Source organism: Bradyrhizobium sp. 215_C5_N1_1, from assembly GCF_052075935.1.
Taxonomy (GTDB): Bacteria; Pseudomonadota; Alphaproteobacteria; order Rhizobiales; family Xanthobacteraceae; genus Bradyrhizobium; species Bradyrhizobium barranii.
Map to the genome: position 1 here is coordinate 2,833,654 of NZ_CP197228.1, position 20,893 is coordinate 2,854,546.

A 20,893-nucleotide genomic window follows, 5' to 3' on the forward strand; every position below is an offset into this window, starting at 1 on the left:
TCATTCGAACTTGCGAGTGGTGCGGTACGTTGATCGCTTCGGCGTCCCCCTGCCCAAACCCTCCAAATGTCCAGAATAGGTGATTTTCGACAGCGGAATAGAAACGCTTGGAAATAATTAGACACATATCGAAAAACATGCCACGACGCACCTAGGGTGGAACTGACCTGCCCCTGCCGATTTCCTCCAGTTGAAGTTAGAGTCCGGCCTTCTGAAGGACGGACAGATGAAGCGAGCCAGGTTTACGGAAGAGCAGATTATTGGCGTGCTGCGTGAGCATGAGGCGGGTGCGAAGGCTGCCGATTTGGCGCGGAAGCATGGCGTCTCTGAAGCGACGCTGTACAATTGGAAGGCGAAGTTCGGCGGTCTGGACGTCTCCGATGCCAAGCGGTTGCGGCAACTCGAGGACGAGAACGCCAAGCTGAAGAAGCTGCTGGCCGAGCAGATGCTGGATGCTGCAGCGCTACGCGAGCTTTTGTCAAAAAAATGGTAGGGCCCGTCGCCAAGCGCGAAGCCGTCGCGCACCTGCAGGCCGTCATGGGTCTGGCGGAGCGGCGGGCCTGCGGCATCGTCGGCGCTGACCGCAAGATGGTTCGGTACCGATCGTGCCGACCGCCGGACACCGAACTACGCGGCCACTTGCGCGAGCTTGCTAATGCCCGTCGGCGGTTCGGCTACCGCCGGCTGTTCGTGCTGCTTCGCCAGCAGGGCGAGCCGTCCGGGCGGAACCGGATCTACCGTCTGTATCGAGAGGAAGGCCTCAGCGTGCGCAAGCGCCGGGCCCGCCGCCGCGCCGTGGGCACCCGAGCGCCGATACTGGTCGAGGCTCGGCCGAACGCCCGGTGGTCGCTGGATTTTGTCCACGACCAGTTCGCCAGCGGCCGTCGCTTCCGGGTCCTGAATATCGTCGATGACGTGACCCGGGAATGTCTGGCGGCCATCCCCGACACCTCGATCCAGGGGCGGCGGGTGGCACGCGAACTGACGGCGCTGATCAATCAGCGCGGCAAGCCGGGCATGATCGTCTCCGACAACGGCACCGAGTTCACCTGCAATGCCATGCTGGCCTGGTCGGAGGAGAACAAGATCGACTGGCACTTCATTGCGCCGGGCAAGCCGATGCAGAACGGCTTCTGTGAAAGCTTCAACGGCCGGATGCGGGACGAGCTTCTCAACGAAACCTTGTTCTTCGGCCTCGATCACGCCCGCGCCAAGATTGCGGATTGGGTCGGCGACTACAACGGCCAACGCCCGCATTCCTCGCTCGGCTATCTGACCCCTGCGGCCTATGCCGCCTACCTCACCGCAACGTGCGATCGGCTGCGCAACCCCGACCAGCTCCGCCGATCGCACGTTGCTCACACCGCGCCAAACGGCGTAACATCCGCCGAGACTCTAACCGCTACTGGGTGAAACTTCAGGGGCAGGTCAGAACGAGCGGCATGATCCATACTGTGGTTGGAGTGCTTCGCAACGCTACTCAGTTGCGACAGCATTATTCCCGGATGCAAGGCGCCCGCAGACAAGCGGAGTTGCTCGACAGTTTTCCGCGAGACGCGCCAACAAAAACATTTGTCGAGTTTGGATCTTATCCAGGGCAGTTCAACCGCGCCGGACGCGCGCCGATCAACACAACTACGCTCGCCCAAAGCTATCGCCCCGATATCGACGGGTTGCGGGCGGTGGCTGTGCTTTTGGTGGTGATCTTCCATGCGTTCCCTAATGAAGCGTGGCTTCCTGGCGGCTTTGTTGGCGTTGACGTGTTTTTTGTCATCTCCGGATATCTCATCTCGAAAATCCTGTTCAGCGAAATCGAGCAGCACCGCTTCTCCTTGGCGGGCTTTTATGGGCGCCGCATCAGGCGCATCTTTCCTGCCCTCGCCGTATGCCTCACCGCCGTCTTGGTATATGGCTTCGTCGTATTGATGCCCTCGCAGCTTGCTCAACTCGGCAAGCAGGTATTTTTCGGGGCCAGCTTCCTGTCTAACATCGCGCTCTGGAGCGAGAGCGGGTACTTCGACGGTGCCGCTACTTCAAAGCCGCTACTGCATCTTTGGTCTTTGGGGATTGAAGAGCAGTTTTATATTCTCTGGCCACCGCTGCTTTGGGTTGCTTTCAAACTAAAGGCTACGATTGGGCGATTGACAGCTGGGTTGCTTGTGGCCTCCTTTGTGGTCAACTTGGCTCTCTCGCTCACTGACACATCGAGCGATTTCTACCTGCCGGTCTCCCGCTTCTGGGAACTACTGGCGGGTGCAGCACTGGCTTGGCGACCGGATATCAATCTCAAAGCAAGCCTCAGGCATGTAATTTCAATTACGGGCATTGCAGCCATTGCAATCTCTGCGGCTTCGTTCGCACCCGAGATGCGCTTTCCCGGATGGCTCGCTTTGCTACCTGTGGCGGGGTCGATCGCGGTCATCATGGCGGGACCAAATGCCATTGTTAACAAAACGATCCTTTCAAACCGCGCTGCGGTATCCATAGGCCTTATCAGCTATCCCCTATACCTTTGGCACTGGCCACTGATCGCCTTCTCCTATGTTATCCGAGGGAAGCCCCCAACCTCTCTTATGGCTTTCGGACTTGTGGTTGCGAGCTTGCTGCTAGCTTGGGCCACGTATCGTTTCATTGAGCAGCCCGTTCGTCTTAATTCAAATCGCTTTCGATACACTGCCATTGCGGCGGCATGCGTCGCCGTGCTTGGCGCTTCTGGCTTGATGGTATCGATCATAGGTGGTGTGCCTCAACGGTTTCAGGCCAGCCTTGATCTGGAGAAGATGAATGCTGCCACTCTCGATGAGACCTACGCGCCGACGAAGGGCATGAACGTTCTTGAATTTGATCGCCGCAGAAATTCCGTAGTGGCGCAGATCGGACAAGGCGACCGTAAAGTCGCGCTGGCAGGCAATAGCACAATGTTCCACTACGGCCCTCGTTTGCAGCAACTCGAAGACCAAGGGCAGTTGGCGGTCAGCGCTTATTTTGTGACAGGCCCAGCATGCCCGTTGGTGCCTGGCGTGACCGCACGCGATGAATTTGCAGACTGCGGCGTCGTCGTGAACAGATTGTCGGAACTGGTACGAAGAGAGAAAGTGCAAGCGGTCGTTATCAGTCCTCATTATTGGCCAAGGAAACATGCCTTCATCGAACGGGCTGGCACGTCTATCCCTCTGGAGGGAGGAGACGAAGGCAGGCGCGCTTTCTATGCCAATCTCGAAGATTTTGTTCGCGAATTGAAGCGAAACGCGACGGTTTACCTTGTGCTAGGCGCGCCGCAGTCCCCTACCGCTCTAAATCCCCAACGCATGGTCACTCGAAGTGTCACTGGGATTCGTGTCGATCCGAATGCCCAATCATCCGTGCGAATTACCGATTTGCGAGCGCCTTTTGCTCAGCATGACGCAGATCTACGCACCGTCGCGGAGCGCACGGGCGCGAAGTTGCTAGATGTCTTTCCTGACGTTTGCGGTAACGGTGAGATGTGTTCACCCTTTTTTGGAGCGCGCGAGCCGATATTTTCGGACGGCGTCCATTTGCGTCCTGTGTTTGTACGGGAGCATTTGCACTTCCTGGATTTTCTTTTGATGTAGTGCCTCTCTTTTTACCGCAATGTCCGAGTGTCGTCCCTTCTCGGAAGAAGGCAGATCCGAGACCGGCCCAGATGCGCGCCGGAAAGTTCGCGGCTTTCACCAAACTCGTAACACCAGCAGCGTTGGCATGGCCACGCATCATCCATCTCGCGTATTTACAACCTCATGCAGAGCGCATGAGGACAAGAAATGGACGACCCCACCAGGTTTGAACAATTGGTGAAATTTCGTGCGCCGACTGGTTTGTCGGAAGCGATTGACGGCGCGGCCAGACTGAAGTGGCGTAAGCGCTGTTTCGGTCCCACCTTCCATTGAAGGCGTCGAGCGAGGAATGATCGATCTCTGATTGGAGATCGGCTTGTGTCTAAGCTTGAACATATGCTTGAGCCCAGGGCCTCGGTTCGTCTGGTCGAGGTCATCACGGAGAGCGGCCGACGCCGGCAGTTCTCGGCCGACGACAAGGCGCGGTTCGTCGAGGAGACGCTGGCCCCGGGAGCCGTGGTATCGGAGGTCGCGCGGCGGCACGGATTGTCGCCGCAACAGCTGTTTACGTGGCGCCGGCAAATGCGACAGCCGGTTGCGATCCCTGTGGCTCCCGAGCCGCAGACGTTCGTGCCCGCTGTCGTTACCCCATCGTCCACGCCGCCGGAGCGCTCACCGCGGCAGCGCCGACGCCTCCGGAAGGCGCTCGAGGGCGCCGAGAACAGCAGCATCATCGAGCTCGAGATCAACGGCGTCGCGGTCCGGGTCGGCCGCGGCGCGGATGCCGCGACGATTGCGGCCGTGATCCATGCGCTGAAGACCTGCACGTGATCGGTCCGACGGGCGCGGTGCGGGTGATGGTGGCGACCAGGCCGGTCGACTTCCGCAAGGGTGCCGAAGGGCTCGCGGCCCTGGTGCGTGAGAGCATCCAGGCCGATCCGTTCTCCGGCGCCGTGTATGTGTTCCGCGCCAAGCGCGCCGACCGGGTAAAGCTGATCTATTGGGACGGCACGGGTGTGTGCCTGTTCGCCAAGCGGCTTGAGACCGGTTCGTTCTGCTGGCCCAACGTGCAGGACGGCGTCATTCGCCTGACCGCGGCGCAGCTGTCAGCCTTGCTCGAAGGACTAGACTGGAAGCGCGTCCACGCCGCGCGCGAGACACCGTCGCCGATCCAAGCGAGTTGAACTGCGGCACAGTGAATCAGTATGCATGTCGCGCTCGCGGGATGCCGCGACGCATGGTGTAATCGCATCATGGCGACGACGGCCGACACGCTTCCGGACGATCCCGGCACGCTCAAGGCGATGCTGCTGGCCGAACGGGCGCGCGCCGCGCGGCTCGAGCAGATCATCAAGGAGTTGCAGCGTCATCGCTTCGGCCGCCGGGCCGAGACGCTGCCGGAGGACCAGTTGCTGCTCGGCCTGGAGGAGGTCGAGCAGGTCGAGGCGAGCAGTGATGCGGCGACCGATGCAGCCAATGCTGCCGAGCGATCGAGCCGAGCCGCACGGCGCCGCAGGAACAGAGGAGCGTTGCCGGCGCATCTGCCGCGGGTCGAGATGCTGGTCGACCTCGACGATCACGCCTGCCCGTGCTGTCAGCAGGCGCTGCACCGGATCGGCGAGGATGTGAGCGAACGACTGGATATCGTCCCGGCCCAGTTCCGGGTCCTAGTCGTAAGGCGGCCGAAGTATGCCTGCCGGGCCTGCGAGACCATGGTACAGGCACCGGCGCCAGCGCGGCTGATCGAGGGCGGGCTACCGACCGAAGCCACCGTGGCGCAGGTACTCGTCGCCAAATATGCCGACCATCTGCCGCTGTATCGGCAGGCTCAAATTTACGCCCGCCAGGGCCTCGAGCTGGATCGCTCGACCCTGGCCGATTGGGTCGGGCGGGCAGCCTTCCTGTTGCGGCCGGTGCATGAGCGACTGCTCGCGAGGCTGAAGCAGTCGCCAAAACTGTTTGCCGACGAGACCACCGCCCCGGTGCTCGATCCCGGACGCGGCCGCACCAAGACCGGCCAGCTCTGGGCCTATGCCCGCGACGACCGGCCCTGGGGCGGCACGGACCCGCCCGCCGTCGCCTATGTCTACGCTCCCGATCGCAAGGCCGAACGGCCGATCGTCCACCTCGCGGGTTTTGCCGGCATCCTCCAGGTCGACGGCTATGCCGGCTATCGGGTCCTGGCCGAGCGCGGTGACGTAGAACTGGCGTTCTGCTGGTCCCATGTGCGCCGGCGCTTCTACGAACTCGCCGCGGCCGGTCCCGCACCGATCGCCAGCGAGGCACTCGAACGTATCGCCGGGCTCTACGTCATCGAAGCCGAGATCCGCGGCCGCACCGCCGACGAGCGTCGCGCCGTCCGCCAAGAGAAGAGCCGGCCGATCGCCGACGAGTTCGAACCCTGGCTGCGCGCCAAGCTTGGTCTGATTAGCCAGAAGACCAAACTCGCGGAGGCCGTCCGATATGCGCTGTCGCGTTGGGACGGGCTGACGCGCTTCATTGCCGACGGCCGCGTCGAGATCGATTCCAACGTCGTCGAGCGCGCTATCCGCCCAATCGCGCTCAACCGCAAGAACGCCCTGTTCGCTGGCTCGGACGGCGGCGGCGAACACTGGGCCGTCATCGCCTCACTGATCGAAACCTGCAAGCTCATCGGCGTCGAACCCCACGCCTATCTCGCCGACGTCATCACCCGCATCGTCAACGACCACCCGAACAGCCAGATCGACGAACTGCTACCCTGGGCCTATCTCGCTACCCAAGAACGCTGGCGCGTGGCCTGAGAACATCGCTTACGAAGTGGCAGTCGAAATCCGAATACATTCGGCAGTCGGTAATCGTAAGACTGAAGGCGGACGGCATCGATCCGCGGCAGTTCGCTGGGGTGGCCTAATGGTGGCCCAAGGCGTAACCATAGCCATTGCTCGAGGATCTTCCACAAGCTGTCCGGTTGTCGCTCTGCGGGAATGGCTCGACGCGGCTGGCATTGAAGCCGGGCCAGTGTTCCGACCGGTCAACAAAGCCGGCACGGTGAGCGTGGGTAGGCTCACTGATCGATCGGTCGCCAACATCGTGAAGGTCTACGCTGGCGCCGCCGGCTTGGACGAAAAGCAATTCTCCGGGCACTCGCTGCGCCGCGGCTTCCTCACCTCGTCTGCTGCTGCGGGAAAGTCCATCTTCCGAATTCGAGACGTGAGCCGGCATAAGTCAATCGAGACGATGAGCGGCTACGTCCAAGAGGCGGAACTTTTTAAGGATCATGCTGGCGCCGGCCTGCTGTAGAGGTGTTCATGATTGTCGCGGTCTTATTGGCAACTAGCGTTGCTCAGATGCCTCCTGCCCCGCGGTTTAATCCGGAAATTTGCGCCAACGTCCAACGGACCGGACCAGGCTACATTGTCATGAAGGAAACGTGGGTGCTGCCCCGCCTGAAGTTGACTGCTGGTCAGCGCAGGCCGAGAGGACATGAACGTCGCGGGCCGCCTGCTGACCAATTTGATAGAAAAGACCTGCGCAGCACCTGCCAGTTAGTCGATTTCCGCCCCCGGAATAGTCCCGCTCGCGCAATGGTTGCCCTTGTGTGCTCGTTACGCTTTATTGCCCAATGTTTCTGGGGGCGCTGGCCGGGCGCTGGGACATGGGCAATCAAGCTATTTATAGACCGCACATTGACGGGCTCCGCGCCATCGCGGTTTCGCTGGTCGTCTTGTTCCACGCCTATCCGTCCACCTTCCCAGGCGGGTTCATTGGCGTTGACATCTTTTTCGTCATCTCCGGCTACTTGATCACGGGCATTATTGCTCGGGACGTTGGCGCGGGCCGCTTCGATCTGGCTGGCTTCTACGCAAGGCGAGCTCGCCGAATATTCCCGGCGCTTCTGGTTGTGCTGGCCGCCGCATTGGCCCTCGGCTACAGGTTGATGCTTCCAGACGCCTATCGGCAACTTGGCATCGACACGGCGGCGAGCGCGGCGTTCTCTGCCAATATCGCGCTCATGATGCAGTCCGGCTACTTCGACGTGGAATCGGCGAAGAAGCCACTTCTGCATTTATGGTCGCTCGGCATCGAAGAGCAGTTTTATCTTTTCTGGCCATTGGTTTTAATTGTATTTGCCCGCAAAGGCCTAAGCCTGTTCCGGGCGTCGCTGTTCCTCGGCTTGGCTTCATTCGCGCTAAATTTGGCGCTGATCGGCAATCACCCCATTGCGGCTTTCTATCTGCCGGTCACCCGAGCCTTTGAGCTTTTCGCGGGCGCAGCGCTTGCTTTGGGCTGTCGCGAGGCCTCGGAAGGGCGATGGCAGGACATTCGAGCACTGGCAGGCGCACTGTTGATCGGCTGCACGGTGGTTCTATTCGATAGCGCCACTCCATTTCCTGGCTGGCGGGCTGCGCTGCCCGTTATCGGAACGCTGCTTGTGCTTTCGTCTCCCGGCGCGTGGGGGTGCCGAGTCATTCTTGCCAGCCGACCGATGGTGTGGGGTGGTTTGATCAGTTATCCGCATTACCTCTGGCACTGGCCGCTGCTTGTCTACTTCGCGATGATCAAAACCGCCTCACTGACCGAAATCGAGCGTGGCCTAGTCATCAGCCTCAGCTTGCTGCTGGCATGGGTGACCTATCGGTTCATTGAATTTCCAATCCGGTTCGGCCGCAGCCAACCACTCAAGACCTGCGGCCTAGTCGCGGGGATGATGGCAATCGCGGCCGCCGGCATAATTGTGGTTCGATCGGATGGCTTTGACGGGCGGTTGCCTCCGCAGGTCCGAGCGATAGCTTCCATCCGCACGGATGGCTCTGGCTGGCGAGTCGGCGAATGCCTTCTCGATCTGAGTCAAAAAACAGATTACGCCGAAACGTGCGTCGATCACGGCAAGCGCCCGATGGTTTTCCTATGGGGCGATTCGACGGCCGGTGCGCTTCTGCCTGGACTGCGCCGAGCCCAAGAAACGCGCGAATTTGGCATTGCGCAATTCACTGCCAGCTCTTGCATGCCCGATCTGGACGGCCCTGCGAATTGCCGTGAAAACAATGCACGAGTGCTCGAAATCGCGGTGAAGATGGACCCGGAGGTTGTGCTGCTGCATGCCTACTGGGGTCTAAACTTGGATGGCGTGGCCGGCATTGTCGCGGCCCTGAAACAGCGCACTCACGCCCGTATAGTGGTCCTCGGTCCCGTGCCGGTGTGGCGGCGCGGCCTACCGCAGGAGGTCATTTTGCATTACTTGCAACATCAGGAATTGATCCCCGAAAGATCCAATATAGGAGTTTCCCTGAATTGGCAGGATGCCCCCATGCGGGCGAAGCTGGAACAGCTTGGAGCTGAGTTCATCTCGGCACGGGATGCACTCTGCGACCATCGGGGGTGTTTGACGAGAATTGGACCAACGGCGGCCGATCTCACCTCAAGCGATACAGTTCACCTCACTGACCGCGCATCTATTCTTCTAATGGCGACGGTGATCGATAAGGTGCTTTGGGGTCCACGAGCGCTAGCCTATTGACCTATAGCTTGGGCTCGACCGCTTCAGCCCTGCGAAATCCGGCGGCTGGCTCCTTGTCCGACTCCCTCGTAATCTTGGGCCATGACCAAGGCAGAGAACAGAGCGGCGGCGAGGGATGGGCCTATCGGTGGCATGGGCTATCGCCACTTAAAAACGGCCCCGGCATGGCTTTTGAGGTGTGAAGGCCGGGGCCGTTGGAGTTACCTTGGCGGTAATGGGGTCGCCACGGTGATCACGAGCATAGGAAAAACCGGCAATCAGTTCTGTCCACTTGTGCCCAAAGCGGTATAGTTCCTCATCGGGAACGGAACCGATCGCAATGAAGGACATGCAGGCTCAGTTAGAAAAGCTCCGCACGGATGCTGCCGAGTGCGCCTTGATCCGCGATCTTGCTACTGAACCCAAGAAGCGAGAACTGTTCACAAGGCTGGCCGAGCATCTGACAGTTCTGGCCGACGAGGTTGAACACGCCATTGCTGTTGCGGGACCTGAGCTGAAGCGGAAGGAATGACCGAACGAGGCTGGGTCGGCGTTTCGAGGATCCGGTCAAGATTGGCGAACGCACTCTGGTGACGCTCCTCGACGCCGGCGAGTACATCGCCGCGCTACCGAAGAAGGAGCACGCCGCACCGGAGTGGCAAGCGGCGATGGAAGCCTTGATCCTGGTGGCGGAAGGTGGCGGCCCGACGATGTTCGCTCGGATCGGCATCATGCGGGCATTGAACCGGCACCACGTCCCGAGCTTAACCCGAAGGGAAAGGAGCCCCATTGGGGCCGGCGCAAGCTCAAGAGGGATCAGTAGAGAGGCCGCCGACCGACGCGGCCTTACTTTTTGAATAGCAGAATGAACACTACGACGACTGGTATGGCCCCGGCCGCGCAGATGAAAAACCGAAAACCCCATTCCTCACGCATCACCCAACATAGCTGGGACTCTTTTCCTTGGCATGTGCAGCATTGTGCCAATTCGGCGCGAGACAGTGTCGAAAACCGGCAAGTAGGCCAACTGAGGCGGCCTTAATGTCGGCGCCACCGCAGACCAGAGGCCCCGGCCTCAATAGCTCGGCGATCTAGGTAGTTTGCCGCCAAGACGCAGACCACCACCATCAAATTCGAAACGAACGCCCAAAAGATCATTCTCTCCGCCTCCCGTTAGTGTCAGCCCCCCGCCGACGTGACGCCGGCGGGGATTCTTGCAGTGAATCGTTTTGGCTTATTCCGGATCAAACGAGAGTCAGCTCAACGGCTTAGACCGCGATTCCACTGACGAAGAGCCCGCCAGCGTGAGCCGGCGGGCCCTCTATACACATGCGGGCCCGCGGTAATTGCATCACCGTCTCCGCCGATCAATCTTACTGTGGCTAATGAAGAACAAAGCGGCCAGCACGCCAATTGCGGCGGGTATAACAAGGCTGAGACAGTCCATGACGCACCGCCTTTCAGCAAAGGAATCGTCAACCACCGAGAGCAAGCAAAACCGGCCAGAGGCTTGCAAGGAGCCAGAGCATCAGACCAAAACAGGCCCCAATGCCCATCAACGTAATGACGGCCTGAGGATTTCTGAAGATCATCGCGTGCCAACTTAACACCGATCGGAAATCTCCGTACAGAGCCGAATGGGTAGAAAGCTGTGAGAACAAGCCTGCTTCAGTTAGCGGCCCGCCAGTGTCAGCTGACGGGCCCGCATTGTTGTCGATAACTAACGAATCTAGACCGGCTGGTTCACGACCAGAGGCTCTCCGAGACAATCTCGACGCGCGTCATAGTACCGTCGAGATACGCAGGCGCATCGAGCGGCCGCGGTGAACGAATGTCGCCATAGGCTTTCATTGGATTCTCTCTCTTATACTTTGCGACAATCTCCCGTCCCAGCGCGTTAAAGGGGTGATTTTTGAGCGACCCGCTGAGGTCGTGCCTGGCAGCGATATCCCGCTTTACATACCCGAAGACGGTGACTTCGAGTGGCTGTCCAGCTTCGCACCACGTAACCTCCAACAGGACACTCGCAACGATATTGTTGCCGACCTGTGGGTCGAGCTTCGGTGAGATGCGTGATGTCGTGAAGTGAGCCGATCGAAGTCGCGCGTACAAGAGACGCAGCGGCCTCCTGCAAGTCGAGCAAGGCTTGCCGCTGAACCTCTATTTTGCGGGCTAATCTCTGCTCTCGCGCGACAGCTTGCCGATACGACCAGAGGGTGCTCGCTTCCGACGCAGGATCTAAACTCCCGTGTTCAATTGAAGGACTTGCAGTTCGCGCGCCGGTTGAGTAGCGTCCGGCGGGGCTGAGAAATGCATAGTCACACGCGCTTTTTGTGCGTGGGCATCCTTGCGATGCTCGCGTCGTATTTTTTGCTTTGGCCGGTCTGGCGGGCTCAATTCCCGATCGAGATTTGGTTCACCGAGTCGTGGAACGCGTTCCATCAGGATATCGCGGCCGCTGGGCTGCCTCTCTATCCAGGCAGCGATCAGCTCGTCGTTAACAACTACCCTCCGCTTTCCTTCTTAGTCATCGGCGAGCTCGGCAAGCTGTTCGGTGACAATCTCTATGTCGGACGGGTGCTCTCGTTCGTTGGGCTGCTAGCGCTGGCCGTGGAGATCACGCTGGCCGTAAGGATCTTGGCCGGGTCGTTCTCTGCCGGCGTCGTCGGCGGGATGTGGTTCGTCGCTCTGATGGCGCACAATGCCGCCCTCTATGTTGGAGCGAACGACCCGCAGATTGCGGGGCAGGCGATCATGGGCGCTGCCCTGGTGTGGTTCCTCGCCCGAGAAAAGGCTGGCCGATCAGCGCTTCCGCCGCTGTTGCTGATGGTTCTGGCAGGCTTCTGGAAACACAACATCATCGCGATCCCGGCGGCGGCCGTTCTGTGGCTATGCCTGCGCGACTGGCGCTCTGCTGCACGGCCCGTGCTGATCAGTGGCGGGGCGGCAGCGGCGGGGCTCGCCCTCTGCGGCGCTGTCTTCGGACCTCAGTTCTTCGCCAATCTGCTCACTGCTCGCGCCTATTCGGTGGGGCATCTGGTGAGCCAGTTGGGGCATCTGCAATGGCTGGCACTCGCGGCGATCCTGTGGGGGTCGTGGGCGTGGTTCGACCGGGCCAGCTACGCCGCGCGCTTTACGGCGCTGCATTCCGCTGTTGCGCTGGCCTCCTGCCTCACGCAATGGCTCGGCGATGGCGTCTTCGGGAATGCTGAGTTCGACCTTACGATCGCGCTCGCGATCGGTCTCGGCGCGACCTTGGCGCGGATCGCCGCTTCGCCAATAGCCGCGGCGATCGGCCTGAACCGATCGCGAGTGATGGTGGTTGTCGCGTTGGCGCTGCGGTTGGTCTTGTCCGGTCGACAGGAAAGCGCCCAAGTACTGCTTGATCCGCAATTCCGCGCCCGCTACGCGACCGCCGCCGCCGCCATGACCGCGGCGGCGGTGAGCGTCTCGAAGATCCCCGGGGCGGTCTACTGCATGAAGAACAACCTCATCTGCCGGGCAGCCGGCAAAAGCTTCGTGGTCGACGACTTCAAGACGGATCAGCTTTTGGCGACGGGGAAGGCAACCGAAGCCGATCTCTCGGCCATGTTCCAGAACCGCGGAATTACGGTGGTCGAAGGCGCGTCGCTGACTTACGCAGCAGCGCCTCTCTGGCAAACTCCTTAGCCTTCGCCATGGCTTGTTCGCTCGTGAGCTGCTCGGGCCGCAGCCGCGAAACTTCTGGGTTACGCAATGACGAATCAGCGAGCGGGCTCAACGTCCCGGGGAGCTAGCGCAGGGCAGGGATTCCGAAATGCACGGGCTGACGCTTTCCACCCATTCGGAAAGTACCACCTATTTGGAAAGAGGGGGGAGCGAAGTCGATCTCAAGGGCTTCGCTTTCGAGGCTGGCGAGGTGTCGAAGGGTTATACAAGCCGCCCAGTCTGGCTCGACATTGCTAAGCTCGCGGATCATTACCGTGAGGTACTCGCCCGCCGCCGCACTGGTCGCAGGACGCGGTCCTGCACATCATGCGAGGCCAGCGGGTTTTCTGGCTTGAAAGAGTTTCCCGTACGAGGCCGCATATAGGTGCCGGGACGGGGCTCAACTTGAGAAACTCTAAGGCCGCTCGACCAGGGTCTTTCGCGGTCGACCAAGCTTCGGACGGGGTGGCCTGGCCTTGGGCTCAGTCGACGGCACGACCTCCAGCCTGACCCGGAAAGTCTCAAAGAGACTTAGGACCCGGCTTAGCTGCGGATCGACGGTTCCTCCGAACGTCTTGTAAACCGTCGTCCGCATAATGCCGAGTTCGCGCGCGAGCGAGGTGACGTTCTGCGATTTGACGACGGTGCTCAGCTCCCGGATGGTGTCAGTCGGATCGTCGAAAGCGAAGGCTTGACTGAGCCGTGTAGCGATCGCGCTCGGGCTGGCGATCCCGGACGCAGGCGTAACCCGGGCCTTTACGTTCAGCGCTTCGAGCAGCCTAAGAACCCGGCTGAGCTGCGGGTCGATTCGACCGCCAAACGTCCTATAGAGGGTGTCGCGTCGAAGGCCCGCGTCCCGTGCCAGGATCTGTACGTTATGAGCTCGCGTGACGAGGCTGAGCGCCGTCTTAGCCTTCAGTATCTCGTTTTCTTCAAAGTTATCAGATAGATAGATGGCGATAGCCGCTGGATTGTCGCGGACTAAATTGGCTATGTCTTCTTCGTTGCCAGCCAGCATTTCCAGAGCGTTTGTCCGTCACTGTGGCCTTCCAGCTACAGCATTATCGGCCAATACGTCTAGATTACCTCACAGACATCGACGACGCTTCCACTTGGGGTAATTTCGACAATGAAAAAGACTTTGCTCGCTCTCGCCGCGGTTGTGGCGATGACCGGTTCGGCCTCGGCCGCTGACCTGGCTGCCCGCCCTTACGTGAACGCTCCGATGCCGGCGCCGGTCGCCAACTGGACCGGCTTCTACATTTTTGGCGGTGGCGGTGGCGGCCTCTCGAATGCTGACCAGAGCGTTGTGGATACGGTTTCCGGTACGCCGCTGACGATCACCCAGCGTCAGGGCGGCTCGGGCTGGTTCGGCACCGTGGGCGCCGGTTACGACTGGCAGTTCAGCGGCACCTGGGTCGCTGGCGTGTTCGCTGACGGTCAGTTCGGCAGCATCCGCGCCACCATCCAGGATCCGCTCAATCAGATCACGGGCTCCCAGAAGCTCGAGACGTCGTGGGCCGCTGGTGTGCGCCTCGGCTGGCTGGCCGCCCCGAACGTTCTTACCTACGTCAACGGCGGTTACTCGGGCGCCCACTTCGGCCAGACCAACTTCACGGACCTCGCCGGCGTTCCCGTCGGTGCCCACCTCAACAGCTACAACCGCAACGGTTGGTTCATCGGTGGCGGCGTCGAGAACAGCCTGAACTTCTTCGGCATCAGCTCGCCCGGCTGGTTCATGAAGACCGAATATCGTTCGGCCTTCTACAACGCCAAGACCCAGGACGAGCTGTTCGACGCTGGCAATGTTCCGGTCGGCAACAGCATCCGCGCCAACAGCTGGAATCAGACGATCTCGACCTCGCTGGTCTACCGCTTCAACTGGACCGGTCCGGTTGTCGCGAAGTACTGATCTGAACTCAACTTCAGACGTCAAAGCCCCGGCATCGCCGGGGCTTTTTCGTTTGTCCTGAACGCTCGTGCAACACGAAGTGCGATGGGATCCAGGCAAACGCCTAGCGCTGGAATATGCAAAATGACCTGCACGATCACATTGAATGCCGAATTACGCTCGCCCGGACCTCCGCGGCGGGCTTTGTCGTTTCGGCCGGTAATGACGTCGGGGTGCTTTCGGCCTCGGCTACGTTGCCGGCGGCTGTGGCTAAGCGTTCTTGGAAGCTTCGGCGCGACGGGCGATTTCGACGAAGAGCTTTGGCTGCGTTCGCAGCAGAATACATGAGCACCAACTGGTAGAAGCCGCATCAACCACGGGTTCCAAAAACTTGATGTAGATCAAGCGTAAGCGTCGTTATCAGGCCACGGCTTTGAGGAACTGAGTGCGGTAGGCCCAAGGCAATAGCTGGTCGATGTCGCGGTTCGGATGACCACTGACGATCCTGGTCAGGACGTCGGTGAGATAGGCAAGCGGATCGACGTCGTTGAGCTTGCAGGTCTCGACCAGGGACGCGACGACCGCCCAGTGTTCGGCACCACCGTCGGATCCGGCAAACAGCGCGTTCTTGCGACTGAGCTTGATGCCGCGGATCGATCGTTCGACCGTATTGTTGTCGAGCTCGATGCGACCGTCATCGATGAAGCGCGTCAGCCCCTGCCAGCGCGAGAGAGCGTAGCGGATGGCGGCGGCGAGCTTGATCTTCTGGCTGATGAGAGCCAGCTTGGCGCGTAGCCAAGCCTCGAAGGCATCGGCCAGCGGTCGGCTTTTCTGCTGACGCACGAGACGGCGCTCCTCCGGGCTGCGGCCGCGGATCTCCTTCTCGATCGCGTAGAATGCGGCAATGTGCTTCAGCGCCTCGCTTGCGATCGGCGCGGGGCCCGCCGTCGCGAGTTCGTAGAAGTTGCGCCGCATGTGCACCCAGCAGAAGGCGAGCTCGACCTCGCCGCGCTCGGCAAGCTTTGGATAGGCGGTGTAGCCATCGACCTGCAGGACGCCCTTGTAGCCGGCAAGATGGCTGAACAACCGCTCGGCCTTGCGGTCGGGTGCATAGACATAGGCGATGCCGGCGGATCGAGGCCGCCCCAGGGCCTGTCGTCGGCGGCATAGGCCCAGAGCTGGCCGGTCTTGGTGCGCCCTCGACCGGGATCGAGCACCGGCACCGTCGTCTCGTCGGCGAACAGCTTGGACCTCGCTCGAAGCATCGTGAGAAGGCGCTCATGCAGCGAGCGCAGGTGGAAGGCGGCATGCTCAACCCAGTCCGCCAGCGTCGATCGATCGAGAGCGATGCCCTGGCGGGCATAGATCTGGGCCTGCCGGTAGAGCGGCAGATGATCGGCATATTTGGACACCAGAACCTGGGCGACCGTGGCCTCGGTCGGCAGGCCGCCCTCGATCAGCCGGGCCGGAGCCTCGGCCTGCACGACACCATCCTCGCAGGCACGACAGGCGTATTTGGGACGCCGGGTAACGACAACGCGGAACGGCGCCGGCACCATGTCCAGCCGCTCGCTCTTGTCTTCACCGATCCAATGCAGTTCGCCCTGGCAGCAGGGGCAGGTCTTGTCGTCGATGTCGACGACGACCTCGATCCGCGGCAGATGCGCCGGCAGTGCCCCGCGGTTGACGCGGCGCTTGCGCGCCCGTTCCGCCCGACCTTCCGGGGCGGTCTCGTCCTGACCGGCCTCGGCAGAGGCCGCGACCTGCTCGACGTCCTCGAGGCCCAGCAGCATCTGTTCCTCAGGAAGCGACTCCGCCCTCCGGCCAAAGCGATGACGCTGCAATTCCTTGATGATCTGGCGCAGCCGCTCGCTCTCGTGCCGCTCGGCAAGCAGCATCGCCTTCAGCGTCTCGGGATCATCAGGAAGGTTATCGCTCACGGGCAAATCAGAGCATATTCGCGCCCGCCTGACGACGTACTCGATGCCTCTGATTCACTTCGCCGCAGCGCGGCCCACAATTATCCGGCTTGCGTCGGGACGACCGTCTCCCGTGCCGCGTGGACACGCCGCCAATCGAGCCCTTCGAGCAGCGCCGACAATTCTGCCGCTGACAAACGCATCACGCCATCCTCGATCTTCGGCCAGCGGAAGACGCCTTCCTCGAGCCGCTTGGCGAACAGGCACAAACCCGTACCATCCCAGAAGATCAGCTTGATCCGGTCCGCGCGCTTGGCACGGAAGACATAAACAGCACCCGAGAACGGATCGGCCTTCATGTGCTCGCGTACCAACATAGCAAGCCCTTCCATTCCCTTGCGGAAGTCGACTGGCTTGGTTGCCACCATCACCCGGACAGTGCCGGACGGGCCGATCACCGGCTTGCCTTCAACGCATGGACGATGGCCGCAATCATCGCCACGTCCGCGCCTTGGCCGACCCGGATAGTGACGCCTTCGGCTTCGATCTCGATGCCCCCAACATCCGGCTTGGCCTTCCGTCGCGCTGTCTTGCGCTCACGGCCCGCAACCGCGACCGGCGCCATGGCGTCTACCACCGCAGGTACAAACTGCGGATCGTTAGCCATCGGCGCCGGCTCCCGGCGCGCTTGCCGGCGCCAAGTGAACACTTGTTGTGGGGTCAGCCCGTGTCGCCGGGCAATCTCGGAAACGACCGCGCCTGGTACCAGCGTCTCCTCGACAATCCGGGCCTTGTCGTCCTTGGAGAACCAACGACGTCGTCCCGTCTCCGTGATCACTTCCAGCCGGCGCGCCGTTACATCCGACTTAAGCGTATGGTCAAACATAGACACAAACCGATCCCTTCAAAGAGATCGTGAAACTCGCCTATCCCATCTGCCCCGAAAAGGTGGGAGCGGAACGACGCTTACGATCAAGCCTGCGGAATGCCGCGGGCTCTTTTTGTTTCTAGGTGAGGCGCTCATGCGCTACGCCGCGGCAGCCGATCCAAACCAGATGATCAGCGCGTCCTCAAGTCCTCGCTGGCTTTCATCTCCGACCCACGCCACGTGCCCGTCTGGCCGAACCAGCACCGCTTCGGGCGCGGCGACCTGCCCGATGGCGGGGAGCTCCCACGCGCCGTCGTGGCTGGCGTTGATGACTCTGATGCGATCAGCCCTGGATACTATGTCGAAGCCGCCGGACTTGCCGAAATTGATCAGCAGCGCCTGCGCTCCGTGCAGCAGCGTGAACAATCTCTGTGGATAGCCGTCGACGATCAGGTCGAGATCGGGCATCCGGCGCCCGAGCAGTTCGTGTCCCTCGCCGAGATCATAGCGGATATCGAGCCCGCTCATCATCGCGCCAAAACGTTTGCGCGGTTCCTCCATGGCGAGCAGGTCGGACACCACATCGCGCGCGGCCCTGAGGCCGGCCTCGCCGCGGCGGAGCATGGCGATTTGCGCCATCGTGTTACGCAAGACGCGCGCGGCTACAGGATGACGTTCGGCGTGGTAGGTGTCGAGCAGGCCGTCGGGCGCAATGCCCCTGACCACCTGCGCCAGCTTCCAGCCGAGATTGACCGCGTCCTGCACGCCGGTGTTGAGGCCTTGCCCGCCGACGGAGTGATGGATATGCGCGGCATCGCCGGCGAGCAGCACGCGCTCCCGGCGATAGGACACGGCCTGCCGCGCCGCATCGGTGAAGCGGGAGATCCAGGCGGGGTTTTGGACCCCGAAGTCGGTGCCGAATACTGCGACGAGCGCATCGCTGAGATCGCGCAGTCCGGGTTCGCCGGTGCGGTCGAGCGTCGCTTCCGTCACGACGACCAGCACGCGACCGCTCTCCGCTTTGCTGAGGCCATGAAAGCCGATGGCGTCGTGGCGGAGGCCCCATACCGGCTCGTCCCGCATCTCGACTTCGGCCATGAGATTGCTGAGCGTTGGATCGGAGCCGGCGAAATCGATGCCGGCCCGCTTGCGCACCAGGCTGCGACCGCCGTCGCAGCCGACGAGATAGTTTGCGCGCAATGTCTTGCCGCCGGAGAGCGCAACGTCGATGCCGGTCGCGTCCTGAACGAAGCCCGTCACCTCGGAGTTTCGATAGATCGGCACCGCGAGCTCCTCGACCCAGTCGGCCATGATGCGCTCGATGTGGCTCTGCCGCAGCGCGAGGCCATAAGCGTGCCGGGTGGGGAGATCGCCGATGTCGAGCCTGGTCCAGGCGAAGCCTGCGAGCTGGGTGACTTGCCCCTCGCGCAGGAAGCGCTCCGCGACGCCGCGCTGATCGAGGATCTCGATGGTACGCGCGTGCAATCCGCCGGCCCGCGTACCGACGAGCTCCTGATCCGGGCGCCGCTCGACCACGGCGACGTCGACCTCGGCGAGCGCCAGCTCGGCGGCCAGCATCAAACCGGTCGGGCCGCCGCCGGCGATCACCACGGCATGGTGACTCGCGCGGCTGGCGCCGGCCCGCTCGGAACGGCCGCGCGGCCGGGACGACGGAAGCAATACAGGCATGTGGACCCCCTGCTTTGGATGTTCATTGGGTCGGGGGTTCTACGGCAGGGCGGGGGGCTTGAAGCAAGTCTCTTGCGCACCACATATCAAAGTGGGAGGGAGGGCTCCTTCTTCCGCGTTCGCCGCGTTGACACGTCGGGCAAAACACCGGCAGAATGGCATCATCGACATGAGTTTGGTTCGACCCGCGCGGGAGCCCCCGCCGCGGGTTTTCTTTTGGGCTCTGCGTTCAGCAAACGCCGGTGGTTCGCCGCATGGTGTCGGCGAGCTCCTCGAACGAAAACGGCTTCCGGATCATTGGCAGGCCTCCGCGCCGCGGCTCGCGCCCCGATAATTGCAGGATTTTCAATCCCGGGCGTAGCCGCTTCGCCAGTTCGGCCAGTTCGTGACCATCCATGCCCGGCATATTGATGTCCGTGATAAGGATGGAGATGTTCTCGTTCTGCCCGAGCTGATCGAGCGCATCCGGGCCGCTTTCGGCGCTTGTCACCTCGCAGCCGAGATCTTCCAACATGCCCACGATGACGTCGAGGACGCCGGGATCGTCGTCAACAACCAGTACAGTGTGGCTCATCGCATGCACGTTCCTTTGACTAAAGGAATGAACGCGACGCTCTTCGGGTTAGTTCCGGCACGGTGTGGTCGAACGAGGGATGTTTGACATGTCGAAACACTGGCCAATGACATCATCGAGACGAGTTTGGTCACCCGCGCTGGAAGCACCCGCCGCGGGTTTTTCGTCTCGATTTTGAGATCGGACGGTGGCCGCGCATCCGGCCACGCACTCGCTAGACCACGTTCAAGGAACGCCGACCGGCGCGGCGCCGGGTCCGTTGCTCGCGCCGCTGCGGTCTCGGGGCTCACGGACATAGGGTTCGCGCCCGAAACGATCGCGCTTGGTCACGCGATCTGCCACTTTTTTCTTTTTCGTGGAGAGACGATGACCGCCTAACTGATATCGCTCGCACTCGCGGGCTTGGTTGCAATCGTGTTGTGGGAGACGTTTTCTTGAGCGATGAGATCGAAAGGGAGTTCGCGAGCGAGCCGGCCCGCCCGCCCGCGCGACGGAAGACGTCTAAGGCGCGGATGCTGACCGAGACTGATTGTATCCTTCTACTTCGCCAAGCGTGGTTTCGAGAACGTTGCAAGGATCATCAACCAGATGATGAAATCAGGGCGATCGTGGCTGAGACACTGGCCGAGCAACACAGGGTGCAACAGGAGAGCATCGATGCCTTCGTACTGAAGGCCGTCGCATCGGTGCTAACTTCCTTCGGAATCGAACATGACGACCGGAAGGAGCTAAGGGCTGATCTCCAACACGTGCGGAGGTGGCGAAAGAGCGTGGAGCAGGCGCAGAGCTACACCTTCAAGGCCGTTATCACGGTGATCGCGACCGGACTGATGGGGGCCGTTTTGCTAGGCGTTAGGGTCGTGCTGGGCAAGTGAGCTCCCACGGTGCCGACATCGCTGCACTTGCACGCACGCTATTTCCCGCAAACGGGCCGTACAAAATTCGCATCGTTGATGCATCCGATGACGACCTCGTCGAGACGTTGGCTGATCTGCATCGGTCGACGTTCTTCGACACGGCGGCCATGCCGCAATTCGAGTTGGGAGCGTGGTGGCTTGCCTAACATGGCGATGAGGCGGTCGCATTTGCCGGCGTCATACCGTCGACGCACATTCGAAACGGCGCTACTTCTCGAGGGTCGGCGTGCTGCGACGGCATTGGGAGCGGGGACTTCAGGGGGCTGCGTATCGAAAGGGATGTCATTGTCTTGA

General features: G+C 61.4%; 18 protein-coding genes and 2 pseudogenes. 13 read left to right on the plus strand and 7 right to left on the minus strand.

Features of this window, described 5'->3' with window-relative positions; all coding sequences use genetic code 11:
- Nucleotides 1-226 precede the first annotated feature (226 nt).
- The 11 genes and pseudogenes from AB7G19_RS13295 to AB7G19_RS13345 form a co-directional block, all read left to right on the plus strand.
- Nucleotides 227-379: pseudogene (locus AB7G19_RS13295) on the plus strand (transposase); the annotation flags it as partial.
- Nucleotides 346-1,413, plus strand: a complete 1,068-nt coding sequence (locus AB7G19_RS13300) for an IS3 family transposase (protein WP_231142186.1) — start codon at nucleotides 346-348, stop codon at nucleotides 1,411-1,413. The pseudogene AB7G19_RS13295 and the gene AB7G19_RS13300, both read left to right, overlap by 34 nt.
- A 29-nt stretch (nucleotides 1,414-1,442) precedes the next feature.
- Nucleotides 1,443-3,593 (plus strand): acyltransferase family protein, encoded by a 2,151-nt coding sequence (locus AB7G19_RS13305; protein WP_084795043.1) that lies wholly within the window; start codon nucleotides 1,443-1,445, stop codon nucleotides 3,591-3,593.
- 378 nt (nucleotides 3,594-3,971) lie between these two features.
- Nucleotides 3,972-4,406 (plus strand): IS66-like element accessory protein TnpA, encoded by a 435-nt coding sequence (tnpA, locus tag AB7G19_RS13310; RefSeq protein ID WP_441267853.1) that lies wholly within the window; start codon nucleotides 3,972-3,974, stop codon nucleotides 4,404-4,406.
- Nucleotides 4,403-4,759 carry an IS66 family insertion sequence element accessory protein TnpB gene (tnpB, locus tag AB7G19_RS13315; protein ID WP_007606730.1) on the plus strand — a complete coding sequence of 119 codons (357 nt, stop codon included), beginning with the start codon at nucleotides 4,403-4,405 and terminating at the stop codon, nucleotides 4,757-4,759. Before tnpA (AB7G19_RS13310) ends, tnpB (AB7G19_RS13315) begins: the two co-directional genes overlap by 4 nt.
- A 69-nt stretch (nucleotides 4,760-4,828) precedes the next feature.
- The gene (tnpC, locus tag AB7G19_RS13320) at nucleotides 4,829-6,358 is read left to right on the plus strand and encodes an IS66 family transposase (protein ID WP_283018506.1); all 1,530 of its coding nucleotides are present in this window, start codon (nucleotides 4,829-4,831) and stop codon (nucleotides 6,356-6,358) included.
- A 109-nt stretch (nucleotides 6,359-6,467) separates the two neighbouring features.
- On the plus strand, nucleotides 6,468-6,857 hold the full coding sequence (locus AB7G19_RS13325; protein ID WP_063982062.1) for a tyrosine-type recombinase/integrase: 390 nt from the start codon (nucleotides 6,468-6,470) through the stop codon (nucleotides 6,855-6,857).
- Between the two features lie 355 nt (nucleotides 6,858-7,212).
- Complete coding sequence (locus AB7G19_RS13330) at nucleotides 7,213-9,075, plus strand: acyltransferase family protein (RefSeq protein ID WP_187387994.1); 1,863 nt, start codon at nucleotides 7,213-7,215, stop codon at nucleotides 9,073-9,075.
- Between the two features lie 319 nt (nucleotides 9,076-9,394).
- Nucleotides 9,395-9,586, plus strand: a complete 192-nt coding sequence (locus AB7G19_RS13335; RefSeq protein WP_063982064.1) for a hypothetical protein — start codon at nucleotides 9,395-9,397, stop codon at nucleotides 9,584-9,586.
- A gap of 58 nt (nucleotides 9,587-9,644) precedes the next feature.
- Entirely contained in the window at nucleotides 9,645-9,911 is a 267-nt protein-coding gene (locus AB7G19_RS13340) for a hypothetical protein (RefSeq protein ID WP_354102597.1), read from the plus strand.
- A gap of 1,453 nt (nucleotides 9,912-11,364) precedes the next feature.
- Nucleotides 11,365-12,723 (plus strand): hypothetical protein, encoded by a 1,359-nt coding sequence (locus tag AB7G19_RS13345; protein WP_354100732.1) that lies wholly within the window; start codon nucleotides 11,365-11,367, stop codon nucleotides 12,721-12,723.
- A gap of 433 nt (nucleotides 12,724-13,156) precedes the next feature.
- On the opposite strand, the gene AB7G19_RS13350 is transcribed toward AB7G19_RS13345, so the two are convergent.
- Nucleotides 13,157-13,759 carry a helix-turn-helix domain-containing transcriptional regulator gene (locus tag AB7G19_RS13350; RefSeq protein ID WP_063982066.1) on the minus strand — a complete coding sequence of 201 codons (603 nt, stop codon included), beginning with the start codon at nucleotides 13,757-13,759 and terminating at the stop codon, nucleotides 13,157-13,159.
- Between the two features lie 111 nt (nucleotides 13,760-13,870).
- Here AB7G19_RS13350 and AB7G19_RS13355 point away from each other — a divergent pair, with 111 nt between their 5' ends.
- Nucleotides 13,871-14,653, plus strand: coding sequence for an outer membrane protein (locus tag AB7G19_RS13355; RefSeq protein ID WP_063982067.1), 783 nt, complete (start codon nucleotides 13,871-13,873; stop codon nucleotides 14,651-14,653).
- A 399-nt stretch (nucleotides 14,654-15,052) separates the two neighbouring features.
- On the opposite strand, the gene AB7G19_RS13360 is transcribed toward AB7G19_RS13355, so the two are convergent.
- The 6 genes and pseudogenes from AB7G19_RS13360 to AB7G19_RS13385 form a co-directional block, all read right to left on the minus strand.
- Entirely contained in the window at nucleotides 15,053-15,202 is a 150-nt protein-coding gene (locus AB7G19_RS13360; RefSeq protein WP_354142353.1) for a transposase domain-containing protein, read from the minus strand.
- A pseudogene (gene tnpC, locus AB7G19_RS13365) lies at nucleotides 15,194-16,440 on the minus strand (IS66 family transposase); the annotation flags it as partial. The pseudogene tnpC (AB7G19_RS13365) and the gene AB7G19_RS13360, both read right to left, overlap by 9 nt.
- Nucleotides 16,441-16,652: 212 nt before the next feature.
- A complete protein-coding gene (gene tnpB, locus AB7G19_RS13370; RefSeq protein ID WP_063980520.1) occupies nucleotides 16,653-17,009 on the minus strand; it encodes an IS66 family insertion sequence element accessory protein TnpB in 357 nt (118 codons plus the stop codon).
- On the minus strand, nucleotides 17,006-17,437 hold the full coding sequence (tnpA, locus tag AB7G19_RS13375; RefSeq protein WP_231145760.1) for an IS66-like element accessory protein TnpA: 432 nt from the start codon (nucleotides 17,435-17,437) through the stop codon (nucleotides 17,006-17,008). The genes tnpB (AB7G19_RS13370) and tnpA (AB7G19_RS13375) overlap by 4 nt, the downstream gene beginning before the upstream one ends.
- Nucleotides 17,438-17,578: 141 nt before the next feature.
- Nucleotides 17,579-19,108: an FAD-dependent monooxygenase gene (locus AB7G19_RS13380; RefSeq protein WP_063982069.1), complete on the minus strand. Its 1,530-nt coding sequence runs from the start codon at nucleotides 19,106-19,108 to the stop codon at nucleotides 17,579-17,581.
- A 229-nt stretch (nucleotides 19,109-19,337) separates the two neighbouring features.
- Entirely contained in the window at nucleotides 19,338-19,682 is a 345-nt protein-coding gene (locus tag AB7G19_RS13385) for a response regulator (RefSeq protein ID WP_063982070.1), read from the minus strand.
- Nucleotides 19,683-20,215: 533 nt separating this feature from the next.
- On the opposite strand from AB7G19_RS13385, the gene AB7G19_RS13390 reads away from it, so the two are divergent.
- The gene (locus tag AB7G19_RS13390) at nucleotides 20,216-20,557 is read left to right on the plus strand and encodes a hypothetical protein (protein WP_063986218.1); all 342 of its coding nucleotides are present in this window, start codon (nucleotides 20,216-20,218) and stop codon (nucleotides 20,555-20,557) included.
- Nucleotides 20,558-20,893 lie beyond the last annotated feature (336 nt).

What these genes read in the sequence shown, in the direction of transcription:
- tnpC (WP_283018506.1), top strand. Translation starts at nt 4,829, where the DNA reads ATGGCGACGACGGCCGACACGCTTCCGGACGATCCCGGCACGCTCAAG.
- AB7G19_RS13380 (WP_063982069.1), bottom strand. Translation starts at nt 19,108, where the DNA reads ATGCCTGTATTGCTTCCGTCGTCCCGGCCGCGCGGCCGTTCCGAGCGG.
- tnpA (WP_231145760.1), bottom strand. Translation starts at nt 17,437, where the DNA reads ATGTTTGACCATACGCTTAAGTCGGATGTAACGGCGCGCCGGCTGGAA.
- AB7G19_RS13325 (WP_063982062.1), top strand. Translation starts at nt 6,468, where the DNA reads ATGGTGGCCCAAGGCGTAACCATAGCCATTGCTCGAGGATCTTCCACA.
- tnpA (WP_441267853.1), top strand. Translation starts at nt 3,972, where the DNA reads ATGCTTGAGCCCAGGGCCTCGGTTCGTCTGGTCGAGGTCATCACGGAG.
- AB7G19_RS13385 (WP_063982070.1), bottom strand. Translation starts at nt 19,682, where the DNA reads ATGAGCCACACTGTACTGGTTGTTGACGACGATCCCGGCGTCCTCGAC.
- AB7G19_RS13305 (WP_084795043.1), top strand. Translation starts at nt 1,443, where the DNA reads ATGATCCATACTGTGGTTGGAGTGCTTCGCAACGCTACTCAGTTGCGA.
- AB7G19_RS13335 (WP_063982064.1), top strand. Translation starts at nt 9,395, where the DNA reads ATGAAGGACATGCAGGCTCAGTTAGAAAAGCTCCGCACGGATGCTGCC.
- AB7G19_RS13345 (WP_354100732.1), top strand. Translation starts at nt 11,365, where the DNA reads ATGCATAGTCACACGCGCTTTTTGTGCGTGGGCATCCTTGCGATGCTC.
- AB7G19_RS13330 (WP_187387994.1), top strand. Translation starts at nt 7,213, where the DNA reads ATGGGCAATCAAGCTATTTATAGACCGCACATTGACGGGCTCCGCGCC.
- AB7G19_RS13355 (WP_063982067.1), top strand. Translation starts at nt 13,871, where the DNA reads ATGAAAAAGACTTTGCTCGCTCTCGCCGCGGTTGTGGCGATGACCGGT.
- AB7G19_RS13350 (WP_063982066.1), bottom strand. Translation starts at nt 13,759, where the DNA reads ATGCTGGCTGGCAACGAAGAAGACATAGCCAATTTAGTCCGCGACAAT.